Source organism: Acinetobacter sp. SwsAc2, from assembly GCF_013391465.1.
Lineage (GTDB): Bacteria > Pseudomonadota > Gammaproteobacteria > Pseudomonadales > Moraxellaceae > Acinetobacter > Acinetobacter johnsonii.
Genome location: NZ_JACBEZ010000025.1, coordinates 1 through 24,328, shown reverse-complemented (window position 1 = coordinate 24,328; position 24,328 = coordinate 1). Strand labels below are relative to the sequence as shown.

The 24,328-nt window shown below is 40.8% G+C and carries 20 protein-coding genes and 2 pseudogenes; 9 read left to right on the top strand and 13 right to left on the bottom strand.

Annotation, left to right across the window (positions count from 1 at the left end; translation table 11 throughout):
• Nucleotides 1–4: 4 nt before the first annotated feature.
• Genes yidD through rpmH form a run of 3 tightly spaced genes read right to left on the bottom strand, consistent with a single transcriptional unit; the run spans nt 5 to nt 892 of the window.
• A complete protein-coding gene (yidD, locus tag HYI04_RS11645) occupies nt 5–325 on the bottom strand; it encodes a membrane protein insertion efficiency factor YidD (RefSeq protein WP_004977726.1) in 321 nt (106 codons plus the stop codon).
• Between the two features lie 9 nt (nt 326–334).
• Nucleotides 335–724 carry a ribonuclease P protein component gene (gene rnpA, locus HYI04_RS11640; RefSeq protein WP_039890852.1) on the bottom strand — a complete coding sequence of 130 codons (390 nt, stop codon included), beginning with the start codon at nt 722–724 and terminating at the stop codon, nt 335–337.
• A gap of 33 nt (nt 725–757) precedes the next feature.
• Nucleotides 758–892: a 50S ribosomal protein L34 gene (gene rpmH, locus HYI04_RS11635; protein ID WP_000831329.1), complete on the bottom strand. Its 135-nt coding sequence runs from the start codon at nt 890–892 to the stop codon at nt 758–760.
• A gap of 672 nt (nt 893–1,564) precedes the next feature.
• Here rpmH and dnaA point away from each other — a divergent pair.
• From dnaA to HYI04_RS11610, 5 genes are all read left to right on the top strand, one after another.
• On the top strand, nt 1,565–2,944 hold the full coding sequence (gene dnaA, locus HYI04_RS11630; protein ID WP_004697428.1) for a chromosomal replication initiator protein DnaA: 1,380 nt from the start codon (nt 1,565–1,567) through the stop codon (nt 2,942–2,944).
• 110 nt (nt 2,945–3,054) lie between these two features.
• Nucleotides 3,055–4,203, top strand: coding sequence for a DNA polymerase III subunit beta (gene dnaN, locus HYI04_RS11625; protein ID WP_004977721.1), 1,149 nt, complete (start codon nt 3,055–3,057; stop codon nt 4,201–4,203).
• Nucleotides 4,204–4,218: 15 nt separating this feature from the next.
• Entirely contained in the window at nt 4,219–5,301 is a 1,083-nt protein-coding gene (gene recF, locus HYI04_RS11620) for a DNA replication/repair protein RecF (RefSeq protein WP_178896182.1), read from the top strand.
• A gap of 52 nt (nt 5,302–5,353) precedes the next feature.
• Nucleotides 5,354–7,825: a DNA topoisomerase (ATP-hydrolyzing) subunit B gene (gyrB, locus tag HYI04_RS11615; RefSeq protein WP_004697421.1), complete on the top strand. Its 2,472-nt coding sequence runs from the start codon at nt 5,354–5,356 to the stop codon at nt 7,823–7,825.
• 169 nt (nt 7,826–7,994) lie between these two features.
• Entirely contained in the window at nt 7,995–8,363 is a 369-nt protein-coding gene (locus HYI04_RS11610) for a hypothetical protein (protein WP_004977712.1), read from the top strand.
• Between the two features lie 638 nt (nt 8,364–9,001).
• Here HYI04_RS11610 and HYI04_RS11605 read toward each other — a convergent pair.
• On the bottom strand, nt 9,002–10,942 hold the full coding sequence (locus HYI04_RS11605; protein WP_178896181.1) for an ATP-binding cassette domain-containing protein: 1,941 nt from the start codon (nt 10,940–10,942) through the stop codon (nt 9,002–9,004).
• Nucleotides 10,943–11,173: 231 nt separating this feature from the next.
• Here HYI04_RS11605 and HYI04_RS11600 point away from each other — a divergent pair, with 231 nt between their 5' ends.
• The 4 genes from HYI04_RS11600 to erpA all read left to right on the top strand — a co-directional run bounded on the left by HYI04_RS11600 (nt 11,174) and on the right by erpA (nt 15,137).
• Nucleotides 11,174–12,184 carry a putative solute-binding protein gene (locus HYI04_RS11600; protein WP_372239170.1) on the top strand — a complete coding sequence of 337 codons (1,011 nt, stop codon included), beginning with the start codon at nt 11,174–11,176 and terminating at the stop codon, nt 12,182–12,184.
• A gap of 254 nt (nt 12,185–12,438) precedes the next feature.
• Nucleotides 12,439–13,449: a putative solute-binding protein gene (locus HYI04_RS11595; RefSeq protein WP_126034721.1), complete on the top strand. Its 1,011-nt coding sequence runs from the start codon at nt 12,439–12,441 to the stop codon at nt 13,447–13,449.
• A gap of 232 nt (nt 13,450–13,681) precedes the next feature.
• On the top strand, nt 13,682–14,683 hold the full coding sequence (locus tag HYI04_RS11590; RefSeq protein ID WP_372239172.1) for a putative solute-binding protein: 1,002 nt from the start codon (nt 13,682–13,684) through the stop codon (nt 14,681–14,683).
• Between the two features lie 118 nt (nt 14,684–14,801).
• Nucleotides 14,802–15,137 carry an iron-sulfur cluster insertion protein ErpA gene (gene erpA / locus HYI04_RS11585; RefSeq protein WP_004697409.1) on the top strand — a complete coding sequence of 112 codons (336 nt, stop codon included), beginning with the start codon at nt 14,802–14,804 and terminating at the stop codon, nt 15,135–15,137.
• Nucleotides 15,138–15,183: 46 nt separating this feature from the next.
• Here erpA and HYI04_RS11580 read toward each other — a convergent pair whose 3' ends face one another.
• The 9 genes and pseudogenes from HYI04_RS11580 to grpE all read right to left on the bottom strand — a co-directional run bounded on the left by HYI04_RS11580 (nt 15,184) and on the right by grpE (nt 23,590).
• A complete protein-coding gene (locus HYI04_RS11580) occupies nt 15,184–16,488 on the bottom strand; it encodes an IS4 family transposase (protein WP_062032364.1) in 1,305 nt (434 codons plus the stop codon).
• Nucleotides 16,489–16,598: 110 nt separating this feature from the next.
• Nucleotides 16,599–16,973 carry a hypothetical protein gene (locus HYI04_RS11575; RefSeq protein ID WP_005401765.1) on the bottom strand — a complete coding sequence of 125 codons (375 nt, stop codon included), beginning with the start codon at nt 16,971–16,973 and terminating at the stop codon, nt 16,599–16,601.
• A 114-nt stretch (nt 16,974–17,087) separates the two neighbouring features.
• Nucleotides 17,088–17,999 (bottom strand): matrixin family metalloprotease, encoded by a 912-nt coding sequence (locus HYI04_RS11570; RefSeq protein WP_178896179.1) that lies wholly within the window; start codon nt 17,997–17,999, stop codon nt 17,088–17,090.
• A gap of 83 nt (nt 18,000–18,082) precedes the next feature.
• A pseudogene (gene blaOXA, locus HYI04_RS11565) lies at nt 18,083–18,751 on the bottom strand (class D beta-lactamase); the annotation flags it as partial.
• A 141-nt stretch (nt 18,752–18,892) separates the two neighbouring features.
• Nucleotides 18,893–20,047: an RNA-guided endonuclease TnpB family protein gene (locus HYI04_RS11555; RefSeq protein ID WP_178896177.1), complete on the bottom strand. Its 1,155-nt coding sequence runs from the start codon at nt 20,045–20,047 to the stop codon at nt 18,893–18,895.
• The gene (locus HYI04_RS11550; RefSeq protein WP_005402019.1) at nt 20,044–20,658 is read right to left on the bottom strand and encodes an IS607 family transposase; all 615 of its coding nucleotides are present in this window, start codon (nt 20,656–20,658) and stop codon (nt 20,044–20,046) included. The genes HYI04_RS11555 and HYI04_RS11550 overlap by 4 nt, the downstream gene beginning before the upstream one ends.
• Before the next feature lie 48 nt (nt 20,659–20,706).
• Nucleotides 20,707–20,865: pseudogene (locus tag HYI04_RS11545) on the bottom strand (class D beta-lactamase); the annotation flags it as partial.
• A 116-nt stretch (nt 20,866–20,981) separates the two neighbouring features.
• The gene (dnaK, locus tag HYI04_RS11540) at nt 20,982–22,922 is read right to left on the bottom strand and encodes a molecular chaperone DnaK (RefSeq protein ID WP_005401744.1); all 1,941 of its coding nucleotides are present in this window, start codon (nt 22,920–22,922) and stop codon (nt 20,982–20,984) included.
• A 119-nt stretch (nt 22,923–23,041) separates the two neighbouring features.
• Nucleotides 23,042–23,590, bottom strand: coding sequence for a nucleotide exchange factor GrpE (gene grpE / locus HYI04_RS11535; RefSeq protein ID WP_058951459.1), 549 nt, complete (start codon nt 23,588–23,590; stop codon nt 23,042–23,044).
• Nucleotides 23,591–24,328 lie beyond the last annotated feature (738 nt).

Here is a 24,328-nt window from a genome sequence, read left to right as displayed (position 1 = left end):
TCGATTACCCCAAGTGGTTAGAGTGATTTTGGTTCAAGAAACAATCACGAAAGGGTACAGCAACCAGATGCTTTTGAGAATCTATTTGCTGAAAAGAGATAAAACGAATCCTTTTGTTTGGAACAGGGTCATACCCCGATCCACCCCAAGGATGACAACGGCAAATACGTTTAGTAGCCAACCACACACCACGCACAGCACCATGTGTATGGACTGCTTCCAATGAATATTGAGAACATGTAGGGATATAACGACAACGCGGTCCAAGTAAAGGACTAATCGCAATTTGATAAAATCGAATTAACCAATGCAGTAACCGGACCATTGGCCATCTCTACTTTTGCAGGGAGGGAGCTATTTTTTGATGCTTTTTGGCAAGACGTTGTAATTTTTGCCAAGCAAATTGTAATTGCTGGTGCAACTCTGCATTAGGCACTGTTTCTATTCCCATTTTAGGCATAACCACAATATCTAAAGTTAATTGCTGTTGATGCAAGCGAAAACTTTCGCGAGCCAAACGTTTTACTCTATTTCTTTCGTGTGCACGACGCACTTTCTTTTTAGCAACAACAATACCCAAACGACTTTGAGGTTGTTCGGTCAGTTTTGCTAGAAATAAGAAATGGGGCTGATGCACTTTAAAAAGCGCACCATCGAAGACACTCTTATAATCGGCAGCACAGCGAATACGAACCTCTGTGCTGAAGCCATAAAGTGTAGTCATAACACCCAAAATCGTTTAAGCGTTAACTATTGATTAAACAGTTAAGCTGTGACGACCTTTTGCACGACGACGAGCTAATACTTGGCGACCAGCTTTAGTAGCCATACGAGCACGGAAACCATGAACGCGCTTACGCTTTAATTCAGATGGTTGGAATGTACGTTTCATATCGAAACTCCAAAAATGATCATTCAATGAAGGTTCGCGAGTTTAGTGTTCATTGCTTGAGCTGTCAATGGAAAACCGATTTTCTTGTGAAATTAAGCCTTTTTATTTGTAACAGCAGCTTGAGCTTGCTCTTTTCTCGATAACATTTAAACAACTGCCCTTTTTTCTTATGCACAACCTAGATTATTGTTTATTAAAGTGATATAAGTTACCAACAAGATTACCCACACAATTATCCACAATTCTTTAAATTCACTTGCTGTGCATGTTTTTAAATTTAAATTCATTTTGGATCTCCAGTTATCCCCAGAAAACAGATCTCTTATAAATAAATTCAAATTTATAAATTTAAATTTATTACTATTAGGGTGGTCTTTTTCTGTGGAAATGACACTTTTTTAATTATAAAACAATAGAATATGGTGTGGATAAGATTGTTTTTATAAAATTAATAGTTTGTGGATAACTTTGTGCTATATTCTATCCACAGTTTGCGGATAAACTTATCCACACCAGTATTTGAATTTAAATTTATTTTCATAAGCAGGCTTTTTGAGCAATATCTGCATAATTTTCCATGACAGATGTGGATAACTTGGTTAGAATGGCGACCCGCTTCGGTGGGTACATAGTGTTTTTATTAATTATCGATGGAATGAATAGGGGTTTCACATGCTTTGGACGGACTGCTTAACTCGCTTGCGACAAGAGCTCTCTGGGAATGTCTTTACAATGTGGATACGCCCTTTAGTTGCAGAAGAGTTAAATGACACACTACGTCTTTATGCTCCGAATCCCTATTGGACACGTTACATTCAAGAACATCACCTAGAATTGATTACAATTTTAGTGGAGCAGCTCTCTGAAGGGCGTGTACGTAAAGTTGAAATTTTAGTCGATTCACGCCCGGGTGCAATTTTATCTGCGAGTGAGCAACCTGCAACGACGACTGCAGCTTTAGAGTCTGCTCCAGCACCTGTTGTGCGTCCGAAAAAAGAAAAAGAAGAAGGGAATTCTAAAAACAGCCGTAAACGCCAGTTAAATCCTTTATTTTCCTTCTCACTTTTTGTGGAAGGTCGTTCAAACCAAATGGCTGCTGAAACGTGTCGTAAGGTTTTAACCCAGTTAGGTGCTTCTCAGCACAATCCCTTATTTTTATATGGCCCGACTGGTTTAGGTAAAACACACTTAATGCAAGCAGTGGGCAATGCCTTGTTGCAAGCCAAACCGAATGCACGTGTCATGTATATGACGGCAGAAAGCTTTGTTCAAGATTTTGTTAGTTCTTTACAACAAGGCAAAGTGGAAGAATTTAAAAAAAATTGCCGATCTTTAGATCTATTGTTGGTCGATGATATTCATTTGTTGGCGGGTAAAGAGGCGAGTTTAGTAGAGTTTTTCTATACTTTTAACGCACTTTTGGATGAATCTAAGCAAATTATTCTGACTTCAGATCGCTATCCAAAAGAATTAACGGAATTAGATCCACGTTTGGTTTCACGTTTTTCATGGGGCTTGTCGGTTGGGGTTGAGCCACCTGATATTGAAACCCGTATTGAAATTTTGCTGAAAAAAGCAGAAAGCAATGATGTGGAATTACCACGAAACTGTGCGTTATTTATTGCGCAACAAGTGGTTGCAAACGTACGTGAATTGGAAGGTGCGCTGAATAAAGTGGTGGCCATTTCACGCTTTAAGGGTACAGCTATTGATTTGGATGTTGTGCGTGAGTCTTTAAAAGACGTTTTGGCCATTCGTGCACGAACCATCAGTACTGAAAATATTCAACGTGTGGTGAGTGAGTACTTTAGAATCCCACTCAAAGAGTTGGTTGGGCCTAAACGGACCCGTATTTATGCTCGTCCACGCCAATTGGCAATGGGCTTGGCACGTGAGTTAACTGGGGACAGTTTCCCTGAAATTGGCATGGCCTTTGGCGGTCGAGATCACAGTACCGTCATGCATGCTTGTGAAAAAGTTTTAAGTCTGCGCGATGAAGATCCGATCTTCAATGAGGACTATAAAAACTTGCAACGCTTGCTGCAAAGTTAAGCAAAATTGCTCAAATTCTATTCTTGCAATGCGGCATGTTCTGCCGCATAGTACACTGCTAAAAACACATTTATTTATTATTTTATCTTCAGTTTTTCGAGGAATGTATCGTGCGTTTAAAAATCGCGAAAGAAAGCTTACTTAATGTTCTATCACATGTCGTAGGAGCGGTTGAACGTCGCCATACTTTAAACATTCTTTCAAATGTTAAAGTGCAAGTGAGCCAAGCGTCGTTGACGATCACAGGTTCGGACTTAGAAGTTGAATTGGTTGCAAGTACCACGCTTGCTGAAGGGGCGTGTTTACAAGCGGGTGAAACCACGGTTCCTGCACGTAAGTTGATGGATATTTGCAAATCTTTACCGACTGCTGCACTGATAGACTTACAAATTACTGAAGATCAACGTTGTATTTTAAAGTCTGGTAATAGCCGTTTTGTGTTAGGGACTTTACCGGCTGAAGATTACCCGTTATTGACCACAGAGAACACGCAAGGCACGCAAGTTGCGGTGACACAGCGGGAATTAAAGCGCCTATTTGAAAAAACTGCATTTGCTATGGCAGTGCAGGATGTGCGTTTTTATCTCACGGGAACCTTGCTTGAAATTGATAATAATCAACTGCGTGCAGTGACCACAGACGGTCACCGTTTAGCGTTATGTGAAACTGTAGCTAGTTCAAATGCCACTCAATTGATTCAAGCGATTGTTCCACGTAAAGCAGTGGGCGAATTACAGCGTTTATTGAGCATTGAAGATGAACAATTGGCGTTGTTGATTGGTCGTGAACTATTGAATGTGACCATTTCTATTGCCAGCCGTGACAAAGAACAAGGGGATACAACGGTTCGTTTCACCACGAAACTGATTGACGGTAAATTCCCTGATTATCGCCGTGTGATTCCACGTGGTGGGGATAAAAATGTCTTAATTGCACATGATGTCTTTAAGCAATCTTTACAACGTGTTTCGATTTTAAGTAATGAAAAACTACGTGGTGTGTTCTTAAACTTTGCCGCAGACACTTTGCAGCTGCGTGCCAATAACCCAGAGCAAGACGAAGCCGTAGAGGATTTGGCGATTCAATATAATAATGCGCCAATGGAAATGTCTTTTAATGCCCAATATATCTTGGAAGTCTTAGGTGCATTGGATGGCGATGATGTGTCAATGACGATGACTGAAGCCAATCAATCGGTTCTGGTACAAGACCCCGCCCACCAAGATCAGACCTATGTGGTCATGCCAATGCGTGTTTAAGTCCTAGGTTCAGGCATGCAAATCACGCGTTTAAATATCGAACGTGTTCGAAATCTCAGAACGGTTGCTCTCCATGGATTGCAACCGTTTAATGTTTTTTATGGACAAAATGGTTCAGGTAAAACCTCAATTTTAGAAGCCATTCATCTGCTGGCGACTGGGCGTTCCTTTCGCACCCATATTCCGAAAAACTATATTCAAACCGACACCCAAGACGCGATTGTCTTTGCCCAATCCAGTTCTGAAAAAATAGGGATGCAAAAGCTGTTGTCTGGTGAACAGCTCATTAAGGTCAATGGCGACAACATTGCCACTCAAGGTCAATTGGCTAAAATCCTTCCTTTGCAACTGATTGATCCGCAAAGTACCGATATTATTGATCATGGTGCCAAGCCTAGACGGCAACTATTAGATTGGCTGATGTTCCACGTGGAACCTGAGTTTTATCATGCATGGCAATATTATTCACGAGCATTAAAACAGCGTAATGGTTTACTAAAAACACGACGGAATCTAAGTCTGGCAGATTTGGAGCCGTGGAACAAAATGCTCAGTGATTATGGTGAAATGCTGCATTCACAGCGCGTCAGCATTGTGGAGCAGTGGAAGGGTTTTTTTGAGCAAGATTTAAAACACTTGCTGCCTGATATCGAGGTTCAGTTAGAATATAGCCCTGGCTTTCATACCGGGTTAGGATTACTGAATGACCTGCAAAGTCATCATCAAAAAGACCTTGAACGGCGCTATACCGAGTATGGTCCACACAAGGCAGATTTGCGTTTAAAAACAAGCCTTGGCGATGCCGATGTCGTACTGTCACGTGGACAAAAAAAGCTGTTAATCATAGCCTTAAAACTGTCACAGATTGCAATGCTGCATGCTTGTAATAAGGAAACTGTGGTATTATTAGATGATCTGACAGCAGAATTAGATTTAACAGCACAACAACGTTTAATTGAGCGATTGAGCCAACTGGGTAGTCAAGTTTTTATTACCACTTTAGAGTATGAATCAGTCAAAAATCACTTACATGATTTATCTATTTCTTATCAATTATTCTGTGTTGAAAACGGTCAAGTTCAAGTTGTCGCACAATGATTTTAGATTTTACCCATCACGGGATAGACCTATTTTTCGCTAGGGAGAAACCATGAGTTCAGAAGATCAACAAGCTGCTTCTCAAACGGAACAAACCACAGAAAAAGCTTATGATTCCTCTAGTATCAAAGTATTACGTGGATTGGACGCAGTACGTAAACGTCCGGGTATGTATATTGGCGATACGGATGATGGTTCGGGCTTACACCATATGGTGTTTGAGGTGGTGGATAATGCGATCGATGAGGCGCTTGCAGGTCACTGTGATGAAATTTTGGTGACGATTCACGAAGATGAATCTGTAAGTGTATCGGACAATGGGCGCGGTATTCCGACCGATATTCACCCTGAAGAAGGGGTTTCTGCCGCAGAAGTGATTTTAACCATTCTGCACGCAGGCGGTAAATTTGATGACAATAGCTACAAGGTTTCAGGTGGTCTACACGGTGTGGGCGTATCGGTTGTAAATGCCTTGTCGCGTAAGTTGGAACTGACGATTCATCGTGCAGGCCATATTCATCAACAAGAATATAAACACGGTGATCCGGTTTACCCACTGACTGTTGTGGGGGATACGGATACCACAGGAACAACTGTCCGTTTTTGGCCAAGTGCTGAAACTTTTAGCCAAACCATTTTCAATGTCGATATTCTAGCGCGTCGTTTACGTGAATTGTCTTTCTTAAACGCGGGCGTGCGCATTGTTTTGCGTGACGAGCGTATTCATGCAGAACATGTGTTTGACTACGAAGGCGGTCTGTCTGAGTTTGTGAAATATATTAACCAAGGCAAAACTCATCTGAATGACATTTTCCATTTCACCGTACAGGCGGAAAATGGCATTGGTGTTGAAGTGGCGTTGCAGTGGAATGATACCTATCAAGAAAACGTACGTTGCTTTACCAACAACATTCCACAAAAAGATGGTGGAACGCATTTAGCGGGTTTCCGTGCGGCATTAACGCGTGGTCTAAACAGCTACATGGAAAACGAAAACTTACTCAAAAAAGAGAAAGTAGCGGTTTCTGGTGATGATGCACGTGAAGGGTTAACTGCGATTGTTTCAGTGAAAGTGCCTGATCCGAAGTTTTCTTCACAAACCAAAGAAAAGTTGGTTTCCAGTGAAGTGAAACCTGCGGTTGAACAGGCAATGAATAAATCATTCTCTGAATATTTGCTTGAAAACCCGCAAGCTGCAAAATCAATTGCAGGCAAAATCATTGATGCGGCTCGTGCTCGTGATGCAGCACGTAAAGCGCGTGAAATGACGCGTCGTAAAAGTGCATTAGACATTGCAGGCCTACCAGGTAAGCTTGCGGATTGCCAAGAAAAAGATCCAGCCTTGTCTGAATTGTATCTAGTCGAGGGTGACTCTGCAGGCGGTTCAGCTAAACAAGGTCGTAACCGTAAGATGCAAGCGATTTTACCGTTGAAGGGTAAAATCCTAAACGTGGAACGTGCGCGTTTTGATAAGATGATTTCATCTCAAGAAGTCGGCACGCTGATCACGGCATTGGGTTGTGGTATTGGTCGTGAAGAGTACAATCCGGACAAATTGCGTTATCACAAAATCATCATCATGACCGATGCTGACGTGGATGGTTCGCATATTCGTACCCTATTGTTGACCTTCTTCTTCCGTCAAATGCCTGAGCTAGTGGAGCGTGGTTATATCTATATTGCTCAGCCACCGCTGTATAAACTGAAAAAAGGCAAGCAAGAGCAATATCTTAAAGATAATGATGCGCTTGAAACCTATTTAATTTCAAACGCGATTGATGAGCTTGAATTGCACATCAGCGATGCTGCACCTGCAATCCGTGGTGAAGCTTTAGCGAATGTGATTGCAGACTATCAAACGTCTCAGAAGAGCTTACAGCGTTTAACTGTACGTTATCCTGCCAGTGTCTTAGATGCGTTGATTTCGGTTGAAGGCTTTAAGCTTGATCAAAACCATGACCGAGCTTATGTTGAGCAGTGGGCTGAACAAGTGCGCAGTGCTGTGGCAGAGATTCAACCGAGCTTGCGTCCTGAGTTAAGCTTAGAAACGTTTGAAAAAGAACTGGCAGATGGTCAAAAGATCGAGACTTACTTACCTCGTATCACCATCTATGTACACAATCTGCCGCACAGCTACTTATTAGATGCAGGCTTATTGGGTTCTGGTGAATATGCACGTTTGTTGAAAAACTCCAAGAGTTGGTTCACGTTGTTGGAAGATGGCGCATACCTACAAAAAGGTGATCGCAAGATTGCAGTCACTAACTTCCATCAGGTATGGCAGCATATTTTGTCTGATTCGCGTCGTGGCATGATGATTCAACGCTATAAAGGCTTGGGTGAGATGAATGCGGACCAGCTTTGGGAAACCACCATGGATCCTGAAAACCGTAACATGTTGCAAGTTACCATTCAGGATGCGATTGAAGCTGATCGTATGTTCTCTTGTTTGATGGGTGACGATGTGGAACCACGTCGTGCATTCATTGAAGAAAATGCATTGAATGCGGACATTGATGCCTAAGCGCTTTACAAAATAAGCCAAAAAAGCACCCTACGGGGTGCTTTTTTTTACAGCATTTTTTATGATTTTGAATAAAATATAAGCAGTGCACACTGTTATTAAACTGACTTATAGCGATGTCATGATGTGAGTATCGAGTCTTTTGCACAGTGCAAAATGTGAGGTCATTATGATGGATAACCAACTAGAACAAGTACGCGACATTTGGGTGAATGCTTTTTTTACAGGTAATTATGAGGTTTTAGCTCAATATGAAGATGAGCATTTTAAAGTGGTCTATGAACAAGCTGATCGTGTAGAGAGTAACTATACGCGCTATGAAAAGATCGCGCATGCTGTGAAAAATGGCGTTTGGAAACCTCAAAAACCCGACGTCGAATTTGAAGAATTTGAGTTTGATCGTGACCAAACACGCTGTCAGGTCTTGATCGGTTTGGTTGAAAATCGCCAACAAATCCAAGAAACATGGGTATTCGATCAGGGATGGAAAATACAAGAATTACGTTTTTTAAAGGCGCAAAGAGCCGTATTAAATTAAGGAAAAAGAGCGCAAAAAAGAGGATGGATTTGCCTAAAACAACTGAATAAATAAACAACATTAGCCTGTGGATAAATAAAAATAGCACTTTATATCAGTTGCTAAAATACGTATAATTTTATCCACAGTTGTTTCAAGTGTGGTTTTTAAATTTAAAACCATACGTTATTTTTTAAATTTAAATCGGATCTTTTAAATTTATTCCCTCTTTTTAAATTCAAAACTTGTTGTGTTGAAAGGTGCATGTCTGAACATGATGGATATTCGCTGTCTGTTGTGAAGGTTGTATTTGGCTTTAAGCTGTGAAATGCATGGAAATAGGGCTGTATATAGTTGAATATTCAATTAATTAAGCTAAATTAAACAATCTAATTTTTTGCTTTTTAAGAATATCTAAACAATAAAAATCAATCAATTTATCGCTTTATTTATTAAGAAATAATTTTAATTTCAATCACTTATATTTTTAAAATGCTCAGACTATGTGGGTGCATTTCCTATTGAGTTATATGCATAGATTGAAAAGGCACGTTTTTCGAGATCGATTGGTGTTGTAGCAAAGTAAATCAATCAAAATGGTTAAGACATAAAAATGCCCGCCATGCATAAACAGAGCGGGCAGGGTGTATGAGGAAAGATTATTCGTTTTCGAATGAGCTTTCGAGTTCTTCAAGTTCCATCATCAGCTCTAGCATTTGTTCTTCAGCTTCACTGACTTGGTTTTTAAGTTCGGTTTGCTCATTCATCAGTTTCATGAGTTCATCTTTGCGTGCAGCGTCATATAGGCCAGCATCACCGAGTAAACTTTCAATGTCGAGTAAACGTGGTTGGTGTTTTGCCAGTAGGCTTTCACATTTTTCGATATTTTTACGAATCGGACGCGTTTGTTCACGGCGCTGTGCAGCTAATTTACGCTGCGCTTCTTTATCAACCTTTGAAACGATAGTTTTTTGAGTGCTGACTTTAGACACGATCGGCGCTACGATTCCGCCTTGTTTAATCATTTCTAGGCGCGCTTGGCGTAACCAGTTGGCATAATCGTGTAGATCACCTTCAAATTCGGTCGATTTTCCAGCATGGACTAAAATGAGGTCATCACACACGCTGGCAATCAGTTGGCGTTCATGCGAAACCAAGACCACAGCACCTTCATAGTCTTGCAAAGCCATGGTCAGGGCATGGCGCATATCTAAGTCTAAATGGTTGGTCGGTTCATCTAGAATCAAGACATTGGGACGTAACCACACGATTAAAGCCAATGCCAAACGTGCACGTTCACCACCTGAGAAGCTCTCGCAAGGGGTATCCATCCGTTCGCCACTAAAGCCGAAGCTGCCTAAAAAGGCACGTAAGGTCGCTTCACTGATTTTTTTATCCGCAATTCGTGCCAATTGCAGCATTGGGCTGGCTGATTCATCCAGTGAGTCCATTTGATGCTGTGCAAAATAGCCAATATTCAGCAGTTCTGAGGCTTTGCGTTGTCCTGCCAATAAAGATAAATCGCCGACCAAGGATTTGATTAAAGTCGATTTACCTGCACCATTCATCCCCAATAAGCCAATCCGGCTCGTCGGGGTGATTTGTATATTGATATTGGTGGCAATCAGTTTGTCGCCATAACCAATATCAGCCTGCTCTAAAGTCAGCAGTGGTGAACTCATTTTGGTGGGTTCACGGAAGCTAAAGGTAAATGGGGTATCGACATGTGCAGGAGCAAGCAACTGCATCCGTTCCAGTTGTTTAATTCGGCTTTGTGCTTGACGTGCTTTAGTGGCTTGGGCTTTAAAACGGTCAATATATTTTTGAATATGTGCCCGTGTTTCGAGCTGCTTTTCATAAGCTTGTTGTTGTTGTGCCAAACGTTCTGCACGAGTGGTTTCAAAGGTTGAATAGTTGCCGCTATAGAGGGTGAGTTCTTGATTTTCGATATGCAAAATACGATTGGTAATCGCATCTAAGAAATCGCGGTCATGCGAAATTAAAATTAGGGTGCCCGTATAGGCATTTAACCAATCTTCTAACCATAAAATAGCATCGAGATCTAAGTGGTTGGTCGGTTCATCCAGTAATAATAGATCCGAACGGCTCATCAAAGTACGCGCTAAGTTTAAACGCATTCGCCATCCACCAGAGAAACTCGAAACCAAGAGTTGGTTTTGATGTTCCATAAAACCCAGACCCGCCATAAGCTGAGCGGCTTTAGCGGGCGCGGAATAACCGTTAATTTCGTCGAATCGGCCATGTAAATCAGCCAGTTCAGTGTCAGTTAACTGTTCAGGATGGTTGAGCTGTTGTTGAATGTTCCAATATTCTTCATCACCGGTCAGGACGAAATCAATCGCAGCCATATCTAAGGCTTTTACTTCCTGTGCCATGTGTGCCACCGTCCATACGGCAGGGCGGCTCAGGGTGCCATCATCAGGACCTATCGAGCCTAAGAGCGCAGCAAACAGGGTTGATTTTCCAGCACCATTGACACCAGTGAGACCAACTTTCCAACCTGGATGGATTTGCATGGAGGCTTTTTGAAATAACACTCGTCCACCATGGCGCAATGAAACTTGATCAAGCTGAATCATGGAACTATCAAATATCAGAAAAAGGTGCGCCTATTCTAATGGATGCGTCAGCAAAAGACTAAACATTCAAAATTTATCTGAACTGAAATCTCTCAGCGTTTCTTTATAAGGGGAGAATGAAACCATTTGACCTTTGGTCGGAAAGCTAAAAGTTGACCTTTTTTGACCTATATTGAGGAATAGCACACAGATATATTTCCCCAGTAAAACAAAAAATATGAAGGGATAATAATGAAAAGAAAAGGATTTTTTATTTTATCGACGCTAGCACTGTGCACTTTCTCCAATATGGTGCAGGCGAAGCAGCAGGTGTGTGTCTTCGACCTACTGGGTAAAGCAGGGGAGTCTTATAAATTTTTAGAAGAATGGACTTTGGTCAGTAAAAAATGGGGTGCACAGGTACAGTTGATTTCGTTTCAGGACGAAGATTTGGCCGATAAAGCCTTTCAAAATGATAAATGCGATGCGGTGTATATGACCTCAATGCGCGCGCGCACCTATAACAAGTTCGCAGGCTCGATTGATGCCTTAGGCGGAGTGCCAAGCAATAAAATTGCACAAAAGGCGGTGGAATATGTGTTGGATCCTAGAAATACCAAGCGCATGACCACCACATTACAAGGGGAAAGTTATGAAGTGGCAGGTATCGGCTTGATTGGTTCAGCCTATATTTTTGTAAAAGACCGAAGTCTAAATACCATCGAAAAAGCACAAGGTAAAAAATTTGCCATCTTGCATTATGACCGGGCACAACGGGTGATGGTGGAGCGAGTGGGCGCTGTACCTGTGATGTCGGATATTTCCAACTTTATAAAAAAATTTAATACAGGCGAAGTCGATGTGGTTGCTGCACCTGCATATGCCTATAAACCCTTAGAAATTGAAAAAGGTCTAGGCTCTAAAGGAGCTATGCTTAACTTTCCCGTAGTCAATGTCACTGCAGATTTAATTGTCAGACCCGAGCGTTTTCCTGCTCAATTTGGCGAGCAATCACGGCAATGGTTTTTGCAAAAAATTCCGCAATCCTTTGCTATGGTCCAGCGACTTGAAGCTGCCATTCCCAGTAAAATCAAGATGCAACTCAGCAAAGAAGACAAAGAAAAATATCAGCGCTTGTTACGAGAAGGGCGCATTGATTTAACCAAACAAGGGGTCTATGACCCAGGCATGATGCGCGTGCTGAAAAAAGCCCGTTGTACGGTTGAACGTACTAACTTTGAATGTTCATTGGGCGGTGAATAAGGTGAAAATCTGTATTTCTTTGTAATATTAAGCATCATTCATGTAAAACGGATGATGCAGGGTTTTTATTTTAATATGATGAATTTAAAATGATTTTACTAATCCTTTGAAAATAAAAATGAGAGAAAAGAAAAAAATTTGCCCAATTGACAGTATTTTTTGAGTAAATGCTCTATTTTTTTAATTTTAACTTGCTTAATATTTTGCATGTGTATGGACACCTGTCAAACAACAAAACGAACAAGGACACAAGAATGAAAAAATTAACCCTCGCACTCGCTGCTTTTTCTGCTTTTGGTGTAGCGTCGACAGCACAAGCGGCCAAAGTGGACATCTGTGTATTTGACTTGCTTGGCAAATCTGGTGAGTCGTATCAAATGGCGCAAGAATGGGCTTTGGCGGCAAAAGGCTGGGGAGCTGAAATTAATTTAATCCCTCGTCAAGATGAAGCCGTTGCCGACAACGACTTTAAAGCAGGCAAGTGTGATGGCGTATTTATGACTGCTATGCGTGCGCGCCAGTACAATAAATTTGTCGGTTCTATTGATGCATTGGGCGGTGCTCCAAGCAATGCCATTGCACAACGTGCGATTACTTTTGCATTGGATCAGCGTAATGCGGCAAAAATGGTGACCAATCTTGGGGGCAAAAAATATGAAGTGGCAGGGATTGCACCTTTAGGTTCGGCTTTTATTTTTGTACGAGATAAAAGTATTAATTCCATTGAAAAAGCTGCGGGTAAGAAGTTTGCAGTCTTGGGTTATGACGATGCCCAAAAAATCATGGTGCAACGCGTCGGTGCTCAAGCGGTGATTTCCGATGTGTCTAACTTTGTGGCGAAGTTTAATAATGGTCAAGTCGATATGGTCGGCGCACCGGCTTATGCTTATAAACCCTTAGAAATTTATAAAGGTTTAGGCACGAACGGCGCTATGTTTAACTTCCCTGTACTACAAGTGACAGCTGATTTTGTGATTCGTCCAGATCAATTCCCTGCAGGCTTTGGACAAAAATCGCGAGATTGGTTTGTGAAAAACCTACCAAAAAGTATCGCGATGATTGGTCGTTTAGAAGCAGGCATTCCAGCAAAATACAAAATGAATCTCACAGCAGAAGACAAAACCAAATATCAAAAAATGTTGCGTGATGGTCGGATGGATATGACCAAACGAGGCATTTATGATCCAGCAATGATGTCGGTGTTGAAAAAAGCCCGTTGTTCGGTGGATAAAGCCAACTTTGAATGCTCACTGGGCGGTGAGTAATTTTTCGAGTGTGATCAAAGAAAGCTCAGTTTAAATTGGGCTTTCTTTTTTTGCTTTTAATCGACAGATTTAAATGGATTTGACGCAGTTAATTTGTATAGCGCGTAGGAAATGAGTGGTTTTGAACCGAGTGAAGTGTCATTCGGGGCATTAAAAAATAACAAAGAGCACAAGTGAATGGCTCATCACAATAAACAACAATAAGTCAAAAGGAAGATGCATGAAACAGTGGATGAAAAGCCTCAGTGTCGGGACATTAGTCATTTCTGCAACAGCGATGGCACAGGCCAAACAAGTGGTTTGTGTATTCGACTTGGTCGGTAAAAATGGTGATGTGTATAGCCTGATGAAAGATTATCAGTTGGCGGCTAAAAACTGGGGCGCGGATATTGAACTGCGTGTCGGACAAAATGAAGCCGTGATTGCTGAGGATTTTAAAGCAGGAAAATGCGATGCCATTAGTGTTACAGGCATGCGCGGGCGTCAATTTAATTCGTTTACAGGCTCACTCGACGCAATTGGTGCGATTCCCGATCTCAATTTAGCGGTTAAAGTGATGCAAGGCTTGGCCAGCCCAACTTTTGCTAAACATATGGTCAATGGTAAGTACGAGGTCGCAGGTGTGATTCCTGTGGGGGATGCCTTTTTATTGGTGAATGACCGTAGCATCAATACCGTAGCGAAAGCCGCAGGCAAGAAAATTGCGGTTTTAGACTATGATCAAGCGCAAAAAGTCATCGTTCAACAAATTGGTGCGCAAGCTGTGAGTGCCGATGTCACGAACTTTGGTGCAAAGTTTAATAACGGTCAAGTCGATATTATTGGGGCGCCTGCTGCGGTTTTTAAGCCCTTAGAGTTACATAAAGGCTTGGGGACGAAAGGGGCGATTGTAAATTATCCGATTTTACAGGTCACAGGTAATATCATTATTCGTCCAGATAAATTCCCTGCAGGTTATGGACAAAAATCACGGGAATGGGTCAAAGGCCAGCTTCCGCGTGCATTCGGTATCTTGGGTAAAATGAAAGCCGAAATTCCGCAAAAATATTGGATGCAGGTGCCTGCTGCAGATCAACCCGGTTATCAAAAGATGATGCGGGAAGCACGAATTGATCTCACCAACCGCGGTATTTATGATAAGCGAATGATGAAACTGTTATGGCAATTCCGTTGTAAGCAAGCGGCGAAAAACTTTGAATGTGGACTACAGGATGAAAATTACAAACAATCTTGAGAAAATTAGTCTGATTTGACTTTAAATATTCAAATAGGGACCATATATTGAGTATGCTATACTCGAAATATGGTCTTTTTGATTTGAAAGACAGCTGAACCGAACTGAGGAATCTAAGATGAATGCCCAAGCACTTGAACTAAGCGACAATGCCGCAAATAAAGTACGTCAATTACGTGACAGTGAAGGTAATCAAGATTTAATGCTTCGTGTATATGTCACGGGCGGTGGTTGTTCAGGTTTTTCTTATGGTTTTAACTTTGCTGAAAACCAAAATGAAGACGACGCAGAATTTATCAATGGTGATGTGAAAATGTTGGTTGACTCATTGAGTTATCAATATTTGGTCGGTTCAGTGGTGGATTATATTGAAGGTTTAGAAGGTTCACGTTTCATCGTGCAAAACCCAAATGCAACAACGACCTGTGGTTGTGGTTCATCTTTCTCGATCTAAACCTGAACTAATTAAAAAAGCCCTCATGATGAGTAATGCCAGTCAGTTAAGAAATTGACTGGCATTTTCTTGGATATTTTTGTGCTTTAATTTTCACTACTCGCGGACATTGCCTTTGCCTTTTTTCAGGTAATACAAATATTTTAGATTGTTCAAATAATTGCGCTAAATGTTTGGGTAGGTTTCCTGCTGATTCTAAAGGTGTGTGCCTTAAGATATTGATAATACTCATAGATGCAACATGGAAACTGATCCTTAAAGGACTCACCTTTGCATGTTCAGCGATAAACCTCATCTGTCTTCTTAAGATATTATATGCAATAAATACCCCCCACAATTCTTGATAGACCAAATCAGGTTGTTTGCTTCTTAAAATCCTTGCATCCTGTAAATCACTTTTAATTTCCCGATAACACATTTCTATTTCCCAACGCTGGATATAAAGCATTGCAAGGTCTTTGAATGGATAAACTTTAGAATCTGTTAATGATGTAATGTAACGTCTTATTTTTCCTGCATATTCAACTTCAATTAAACGTGCTTCCCAATAGTCACCCAATGACGGATTTATCTTTTTTGCTCTTGCTGAAACAGGCATTTTGATCTGAAAGTCATGAGCCGCATTATGATGAATCACTTCATAACGCAGGTTGTCCTTTGCTCGCATCAACCAATGACTCTCTTCTGCCTGAGATTGCCAGCTCACTAAAAAATCAGCAGAGAAGTAAGCACGATCAAATAGGGTAATACTGCGAACTGGTGCTTTTAATTGACTGGCTAAGGTTAATTCACCTTGATCCATACTGCCCATTTGGGCATCAATCATTTCATGGGTATTGGTATTCACCAGGCAAGTCGCTCTAACTTGTGGGTAAGGTGCAGCTGCTGTTTTGCCTTTGGATGAACCAAAGTGCTTAAAGTTTTCTTCTGTATGAGGCATAGACCAAACCACACCATCTACAGCACAAACGCATAGACCGTGAAAGTTGCTATATTGTTGTTGTGAGTCTTTAAACCATGCCTGACTTAATGTCGAAAATAAAGCACTCATGGGTTCTAAGCCTAAGCGTTGTCTTGCTTGTACGGATGCACTCGGTACACAGTATTCTGCCGTACCGAAAACAAGTTGCAATTGTTGAACCACATACCAAATCGGTTGATTTCGAAATAGAGCAAGTCCGATTACCAGCCAAACAACATGTTCAGCAGGCAGTTTTCTTTTTCGAATTGATGCTTTACCTGTTTGGTCTAAGCAATCTTCAATCCAGTTTAAATCAATCAATTCACTGAATTGTGAAAGTGAAGGTAAGGTTTGTTTTAATGTTAAATCTAGATTCTGAGATAAATTCATAAAAAAAGAGCGTATTTACATACGCTCTTTTTACAGCATTTTAACTTTTTTTGCTTAACTGACTGGCATTACTCATGATGAGGGCTTTTTTTATGTGCAATCATTCGCTTTCAATCGAGTTTAATCGCATCGAGTAAGTCAAAAATAATCGTGGTGACATCTTGGCTTAAGTCACGGTTATTAAAAACTTCATAGGCAGTAATGGTGACATCGGTGTCACTCGGTAACAGTTTCTGTTCTTCTTCGATCAAGTCATTGATCGGTAAAAGCGTCTGTTTCACTTCCAGATGTAAAACATCCTTAAACTCTAAATTTTCATCTTCAAGTTCTAACAGCTGCTCATTAAAATAGGGCAATAGAATAGAATGGAGATAAGGTTGAATCTCAACAATATCAAAGATTTCGATATCACGAGTTTCTTCAATCGTACTGATGTGGTCATTTACTTCGATTAAGATATGGTAGTAACTCACATTCGTCTCCAAAGCTTCTAGTGGATATTCAATTATTTACAATAACACGAACCCGAGTCAAGATGTGCTGTGATTGTATTTCATACACATATTAAAATTAGGGGATTTTTTTAGCAATTCATCATTTCAACGGGCATTAAACAATGCAATATCGGCACTTTGTAAACGAAAATGCTGCATATCTTGCTCTTCTAGCATTGGGTACATCAGGGCTTTCGGATCATTATGATGTTTCATGCCGAGGGCATGGCCAAATTCATGCGCTAAAGTCAGCCGTAAGTCTTCTTTGGACTCAAACTCATAAATATGAATTTCACGCCCATTGAACAGTCCTTTATCAAATAGACGGGGTTGAAAGCGCTGGTTGAATTGGTCAATCGCGAGATTATGACCTTGATCTAAACGGTTCAGCTCATCTACTTTTTGGTTGTAGGCATTCACTTGCAGGTTAAAGCTTGCAATTTGTTGGTCTAAAACGTGTTGCTGTTGACGCAGCTGCGCCAAACTCTGTTGTACGGCTGCTTGCTGCGAAGCAGGGACTCCGCCGTGCTGGTTATACTGAAGGATCATGGCATTATAGTTTTGGCTAAGTTCCTGTAGACTCTGTTTTTGCACATCTAAAGCCCCTGAATGGCGTGCCAGATTTTGCTGCATGGCTTTGAGTTCATTATTTTTTTGATTCAGCCCGTGTTCATTTTGTGTCAGTTTAGACAGTTGATCACGGCGTTGTAACGACTCATCTTGACGCTGGTCATAAATGAGTCGAATACTGAGCCGAGCATTGGGGTCATAGACAAAGTAGTCTTGGCCCAAACCCTGCTTCCAAATATCCGTGGCTTGCTGGCTAATGTACTTTAACTCATGTTCACTGAGACCAAAACGCGGATCGACTTCCGCAATACGATAGCGAATACGCTGATCGAATGGATGGGTGAGTCGATCCAGCAGTGGATTGAGACGCAGCTGGGGCTGTTGCATATTTTGATACAGAATCAATCCTAAAAAGCACAGTAAAGCAAACAAGAGACTTTGACGCATATTTCATTCATATATCTTTATTTTTAGCTACTTTAGCGTAAAAAATACCTTTGCAACATAAAAAATACGTCTTCTCTATGGGCTTAAATTATTCCCAGTGCTGTCAGATTTTGTTTGATCAGTTGCTCACGCACGCTGGCTGAAATCCCTGTTTTCATTTGCATATTCAAAGCAAAATACACTTTTTCACCTGTTGCTGTTTCGACCCAGCCTGTCCACCAGCCCACTTGCGGTTCTAGGTCCATGCACTAACCTGATTTTGCATAGAGTTTATAATTCGGTTTTTGTTCAATCATTAGCATATCTTGTACTGTATGTTGCACATCTGGCTTAAAAGCGAGTTGCGTATTGGTCAGCTTCTCTACAAAAAGGACTTCTTGAACAGGCGTAATTTGCAGTGGACCGACTAACCAAAAATTATCGACAACGGTACCAATCTGTTGATTGCCATATCCAATGCGCTGTACTTCTTTTTGCATTAGATCTAGGCCAATGCACCGTGCTAGCTCCTGATAAACAGGAACGGCAGATGCTTGCATGGCTTGCCCTAAAGTCATGTCTTTTTCCTAAGTAGGGAAGCTGCGCTTTTGACCATCCCATTTAAACACCTCGGTGCTGGTTGCTTTACCATGTTCTAGTCCGATTAAGGCATTCAGCATTTTAAAGGCAGAGGCGGGTACATAGGGTGTCTGAGCACGGCTCAAGTCATTGCCGTAGCTGTGTAAGCCATACTTATCCTTAATGACAATCACCGTTATTTAAAACCTACTTAAACCTACTTACGTGGGTTTAATGTTTAATTCCTACTTCATCATCAAGAACCAATTGCTATTGCGCTTGGGATTACCTCAATTCCATAGGCTGTCACGGTGTAACTCACCGCCATTGGTGGCTTATGTAGCCACCAATTCTTTATCTGCATGTTTTAGAATATTGATGGCAGCATTAATATCCCTGTGATGCAGGGTGTTACATGAACATCGCCACTCACGCATTGCAAGTGTCAGGTTTTGGTTTAATTCACCACAATTCGAACACATCTTGCTGCTTGGAAAGAATCGTCCAACAGAAAGTATTGATTTGCCATGCTGTTTAGCCTTGTAAATCAACTGTCGCTTGAACTCATAAAAGCCCATATCCGATATGGCTCTTGAGAGCTTACGGTTTTGTACCATACCTTTCACATTTAAATCCTCAATCGCAATCAGATCGAATCGCTTAACTAAATCAGATGTGACTTGATGAAGATTGTTTTTTCTCAAGCATGATATTTTGTAGTGCAAACGAGAGAGCTTGGTTTTCGCTTTTTCTCTGTTTTGACTACCTTTCTTTTTACGGCTAAAAGACTTAGCAAGTCGTCTTAACTTGGCAAGCTGTTTCTTTAGTGGCGCACTTGATGGAACAACCTCGCCATTAGATAAAGTGGCAAGACTGGAAACACCTAAATCAATACCAACAGATAAACCTGTTTTGGGGTGAAGTTTCTCAGGCTGATTTAATTCAACAGCAATCGAAGCAAACCACTTACCACCCTGTTTAAATATTTTCGCTGATAATATTTTTCCTTGATAACGCAAATCCTCAGTCATTTTTACCCAACCCAAGTTTGGGATACTAATTTTTCTATCTTTAATGCTGAATTGGTCATTTGATAATGAGAAGCGATCATCTACGCCTTTTTTTCTAGGCTTTGGATATTTGGATTGACCATTAAAAAAACGATCAAATGAACTACCCAATTGCTTAATCGCAAGTTGTGGCGCACATTTGGTCACTTTAAGCATGAAAGGGTATTTCTCACGCTTGAACGAGTTTAAGTGCTTTCTTATTTTAGTTTCGGATGGTTTATTTAGAAGTTTTTTATCCACCTGAACGCCATAATAGTCACACTGATCTCTATATTCCTTATCTGCTTTATATTGACGTTGCCATTCTTTTAAAGCCCAATTATACGACAAACGAGCAACACCACTCGCTTGAGCGAAATGACTTGCTTGCTTATTATTTGGCAGTAATTGGATTACATGCCCTCGTATGAATCGGCTCATAGTGCGTCTTTGACTGCCTGTATTAACTTTTGGTTTTTCTTACTACGACTACCATATAATCTTGCCGAAAACACTGTAATGATTTCCAAAACATCTTGAGCAAGTTCTTCCTCAAAAGACAAATTTTCACCCTTATTAAGAATGACGATCTCCACGCTTTTAGCTTCACATAAGGCAAAAACCAACTCAGCACCAAACCGCAATAAGCGATCTTTATGCGTTAAAACCAAACGTCCGATTTCATCATTCATGATTGCTTCTAGCAGCTTATTTAAGCCTTTTTTTCTATAGTTCATACCCGAACCAAGATCGGAGATTAATTCAAACGTCCAACCTTGATTTGCACAGTACATTTCAAGAACTTGTTGCTGTCGAATTAAATCTTCTTTTTGGTCATGACTCGATACCCTTGCGTATGCAATGGTTTTCCTTTGAAGTTGACTATCGGGCTTGTGTATTTGCTCAGGCGTGATCTTACTCAGATCATATCGTCTATGATTTTTAGGGGTTCGATCTGCAACCAAAGTGCCTTCTTCATCCCAACGCCTTAATGTTTGAATGGAAACACCTAATGTTTTAGCTGCAACGCTAATGCTTACATATTTACTCATTTTGTATATAATAGTATAGAAATAAGTAGATTTCAATTAGCAGTTACAAACCCCCGTGGTTTGGAGTTGATCGAAGGCTTGTTGGATCTGCTGCTGCGCACTTTGTTGCTGTTGGTTTTTAGCTGTTTCTACGGAGGGGCTTATTGTTGTACATGCGGAACCGAAGGTTGTAATGAGGACGATGAGTCCCAACTGTAAATTTTTCATTGAAGGCTGAGATCTAAATTTTTTATCAGCCTAATGTAAAAGTGGAATGTGAAACAACAATATTTAGGTAATAAAAAAACCGCGCCTAAGCGCGGTTTTTTTATTAAAGAGACAAATTATTTTTTGTCATCTTTTACTTCAGTGAACTCAGCATCTACAACGCCATCGTCCGCTTTTTGTTGTTGACCAGCGTCACCACCGAATGCATTCGGGTCGAAACCTTCAGCACCGCCTTGACCTTGCGCAGCTTCATAAGCGCGTTGCGTGATCGGCATGATGATGTTTTGAAGTGCTTCAGTTTTCGCTTTGATATCTTCTACATCATTTTCTTTAGTCGAAGTTTCAAGCTCAGCAACAGCAGTTTCAACAGCAGTTTTTTCGTCAGCAGTTACTTGCTCGCCTAGATCTTTTACTGCTTTTTGAGCAGAAGATACCAATGCATCCGCTTCATTACGTGCTTTCGCAAGTTCTTCGAACTTACGGTCTTCTTCAGCATTCGCTTCAGCATCTTTGATCATTGCTTCGATTTCAGCATCAGACAAACCTGAGTTTGCTTTAATCTGGATAGATTGCTCTTTACCAGTGCTCTTATCTTTCGCAGATACTTTCAAGATACCGTCAGCGTTAATGTCGAACGATACTTCAATTTGTGGCACACCACGTGGAGCAGGTGGAATGTCGCCTAATTGGAAGTTACCTAACAATTTGTTTTGCTGTGCCATTTTACGTTCACCTTGGAACACAGAAATGTCTACAGCAGGTTGGTTGTCCGCAGCAGTTGAGAACACTTGAGATTTCTTAGCAGGAATCGTGGTGTTTTTCTCAATAATTGCTGTTAACACGCCACCCATGGTTTCGATACCAAGTGTCAACGGAGTAACGTCAAGAAGAAGTACGTCAGTTTTGTCACCAGACAATACCGCACCTTGAATTGCAGCACCCATTGCTACCGCTTCGTCAGGGTTCACGTCTTTACGTGGTTCACGGCCGAAGAACTCTTGTACTTTTTGTTGTACAAGTGGCATACGAGATTGACCACCCACCAAGATTACGTCAGAGATGTCGCTTGTTGAAAGACCAGCATCTTTAAGCGCAATGCGGCAAGGTTCGATTGTACGTTCAACTAAATCAGCCACTAAACCTTCAAGTTTTGCACGTGTTACGTTAATCACTAAATGTTTAGGACCAGTCGCATCAGCCGTGATGTACGGAAGGTTAATTTCAGTTGCATTTGACGAAGAAAGCTCGATTTTTGCTTTTTCAGCTGCTTCTTTCAAACGTTGTAATGCAAGTGGATCTTGTTTCAAGTTGAAGTTTTGTTCTTTCTTGAACTCTTCAACCAAGAACTCGATTAAAGCGTTATCGAAGTCTTCACCGCCAAGGAAAGTATCACCATTGGTTGATAACACTTCAATTTGTTGGTCGCCATCAAGATCAGCGATTTCAATGATAGATACGTCAAAAGTACCACCACCTAAGTCATAAACTGCAACTTTACGGTCGCCTTCTTTTTTGTCCATACCGAACGCAAGTGCAGCAGCCGTTGGTTCGTTGATGATACGTTTAACTTCTAAACCTGCGATTTTACCCGCATCTTTAGTTGCTTGACGCTGTGCATCGTTAAAGTAAGCAGGAACGGTAATCACCGCTTCAGTTACTGTCTCACCTAAGTAATCTTCTGCAGTTTTCTTCATCTTTTTCAAGATTTCAGCAGAGATTTGTTGTGGTGCAAGTTTCTTGTCGTTTACTTCAACCCAAGCATCACCATTGTCAGCTTTGATGATTTTGTAAGGGACAAGACCGATGTCCTTTTGAACCGCTTGGTCTTGATACTTACGACCGATCAAGCGTTTGATTGCGAATAATGTGTTTTTAGGGTTAGTCACTGCTTGACGTTTTGCAGACTGACCCACCAAGATTTCGCCATCTTTATACGCAATAATCGATGGTGTTGTACGTGCACCTTCAGCGTTGTCGATCACTTTAACTTTGTCGCCTTCAAGTACAGCGACGCAAGAGTTTGTTGTACCTAAGTCAATACCAATGATTTTAGCCATTTGGATGATTCCTCAAAAATTTTTGCAATGTTTTTGCTTGTTATTCGATATGAGAGCCGTTCAATTTTTTTCAAGTGATAATCAAGAAAAAATTTTACAAACTCTCGAATTTATAGAGTTTATGCGCCAACCATGACCATTGCTGGACGAAGCAAACGACCATTTAAGGTATAACCTTTTTGTAATACCGTTCCGATCTCGTTGGCTTTCGCATTTGGATCAATCCCGACTGCTTGATGCAAGTCCGCATTGAAACCATTTGCTGTATCAACTGCGACCACACCAAATTTTTCCAGTGCAGTCAGTAACGATTTCAACGTCAGTTCCACACCTTCAAACATTGGTGTTTTTTCCTCACCCGATGCGCTAAGGGCACGTTCTAAATTATCCACTGAGTCCAGTAACTCTTTTGCGAATTTTTCGAGAACGGTGTCTTTATGCTTATCGGATTCACGTTGAATACGCTCTACACTTTTTTGTGCTTCGTATACAGCATTTGCAGTGCGTGCTTTTTCAAGCTTTAGGCTTTCTTCAAGATTGGTAATTTGAGCTTGTAAATCCTCAACTGAAACTTCAGCTTGCTCCGTTTCAGCTTGAGTTTGCGCTGTTTGTGAATCCGCTTGCTCTTGCCCTAGATCTTGAGCTTCTTGATTGTGCTCAGTCGCCATTGATTTACTCCGTTTAAATGGGTTCTTAAACATGTACAGTCCTTCAGGCATCAGTGTTAACTGGGTTAATCTGAACTGCCATGCGTCATTGAATTCAGGATTACTACAAAAGGTCGGGGCAACAGCCAAAAATTCAAGCGGCTTCAGTGATTAATTCATGTATTTTTGGTAAAAAATTGCTGAAATCAGGCTTTCTAGGTGCTTATTCTGTGCAAAGGTCCATTTCCAATCCTGCTTGAGTTTTTTATGTTGACAAAGGCTAATCGTTACATTGAATTATTTTAATTAAATTTATCTGTTTTACTAATTTTTCGCTTGACCACATAATGAGTTCATCAGCGGTGATCATACTTTGTGGAGAGAGTAAAGTATGGTGACTGCGACCTATTTGCATAGCTTGGGGAAACCCTCTTAATTTAGAGATTTAGGTTTTTGAATAGTACGTCTCCCAAAAGTACTCTATTCGGTGCAAAGGTATAATCCTGTCAGAGTGATTCGAGCTTTGCACTCAAAATTCGATTTTAAGGCTGTGGTTTCTTTATTTTTGTATGCTTTCTCGAGCTTAATCTACCTTGGATTAAGCTTTTTTTTGCTTCAATTTTAAAAATAACATTAGACTTCCTTCATAAATCATTTTTCAATCAATTTAATTGTTTATCTTTCACGCAATCTAAATTGTATATGCCAGCAAGTAAATTAAACCGCAGGTTTAATCTTTTACGACGATTTCTATATACA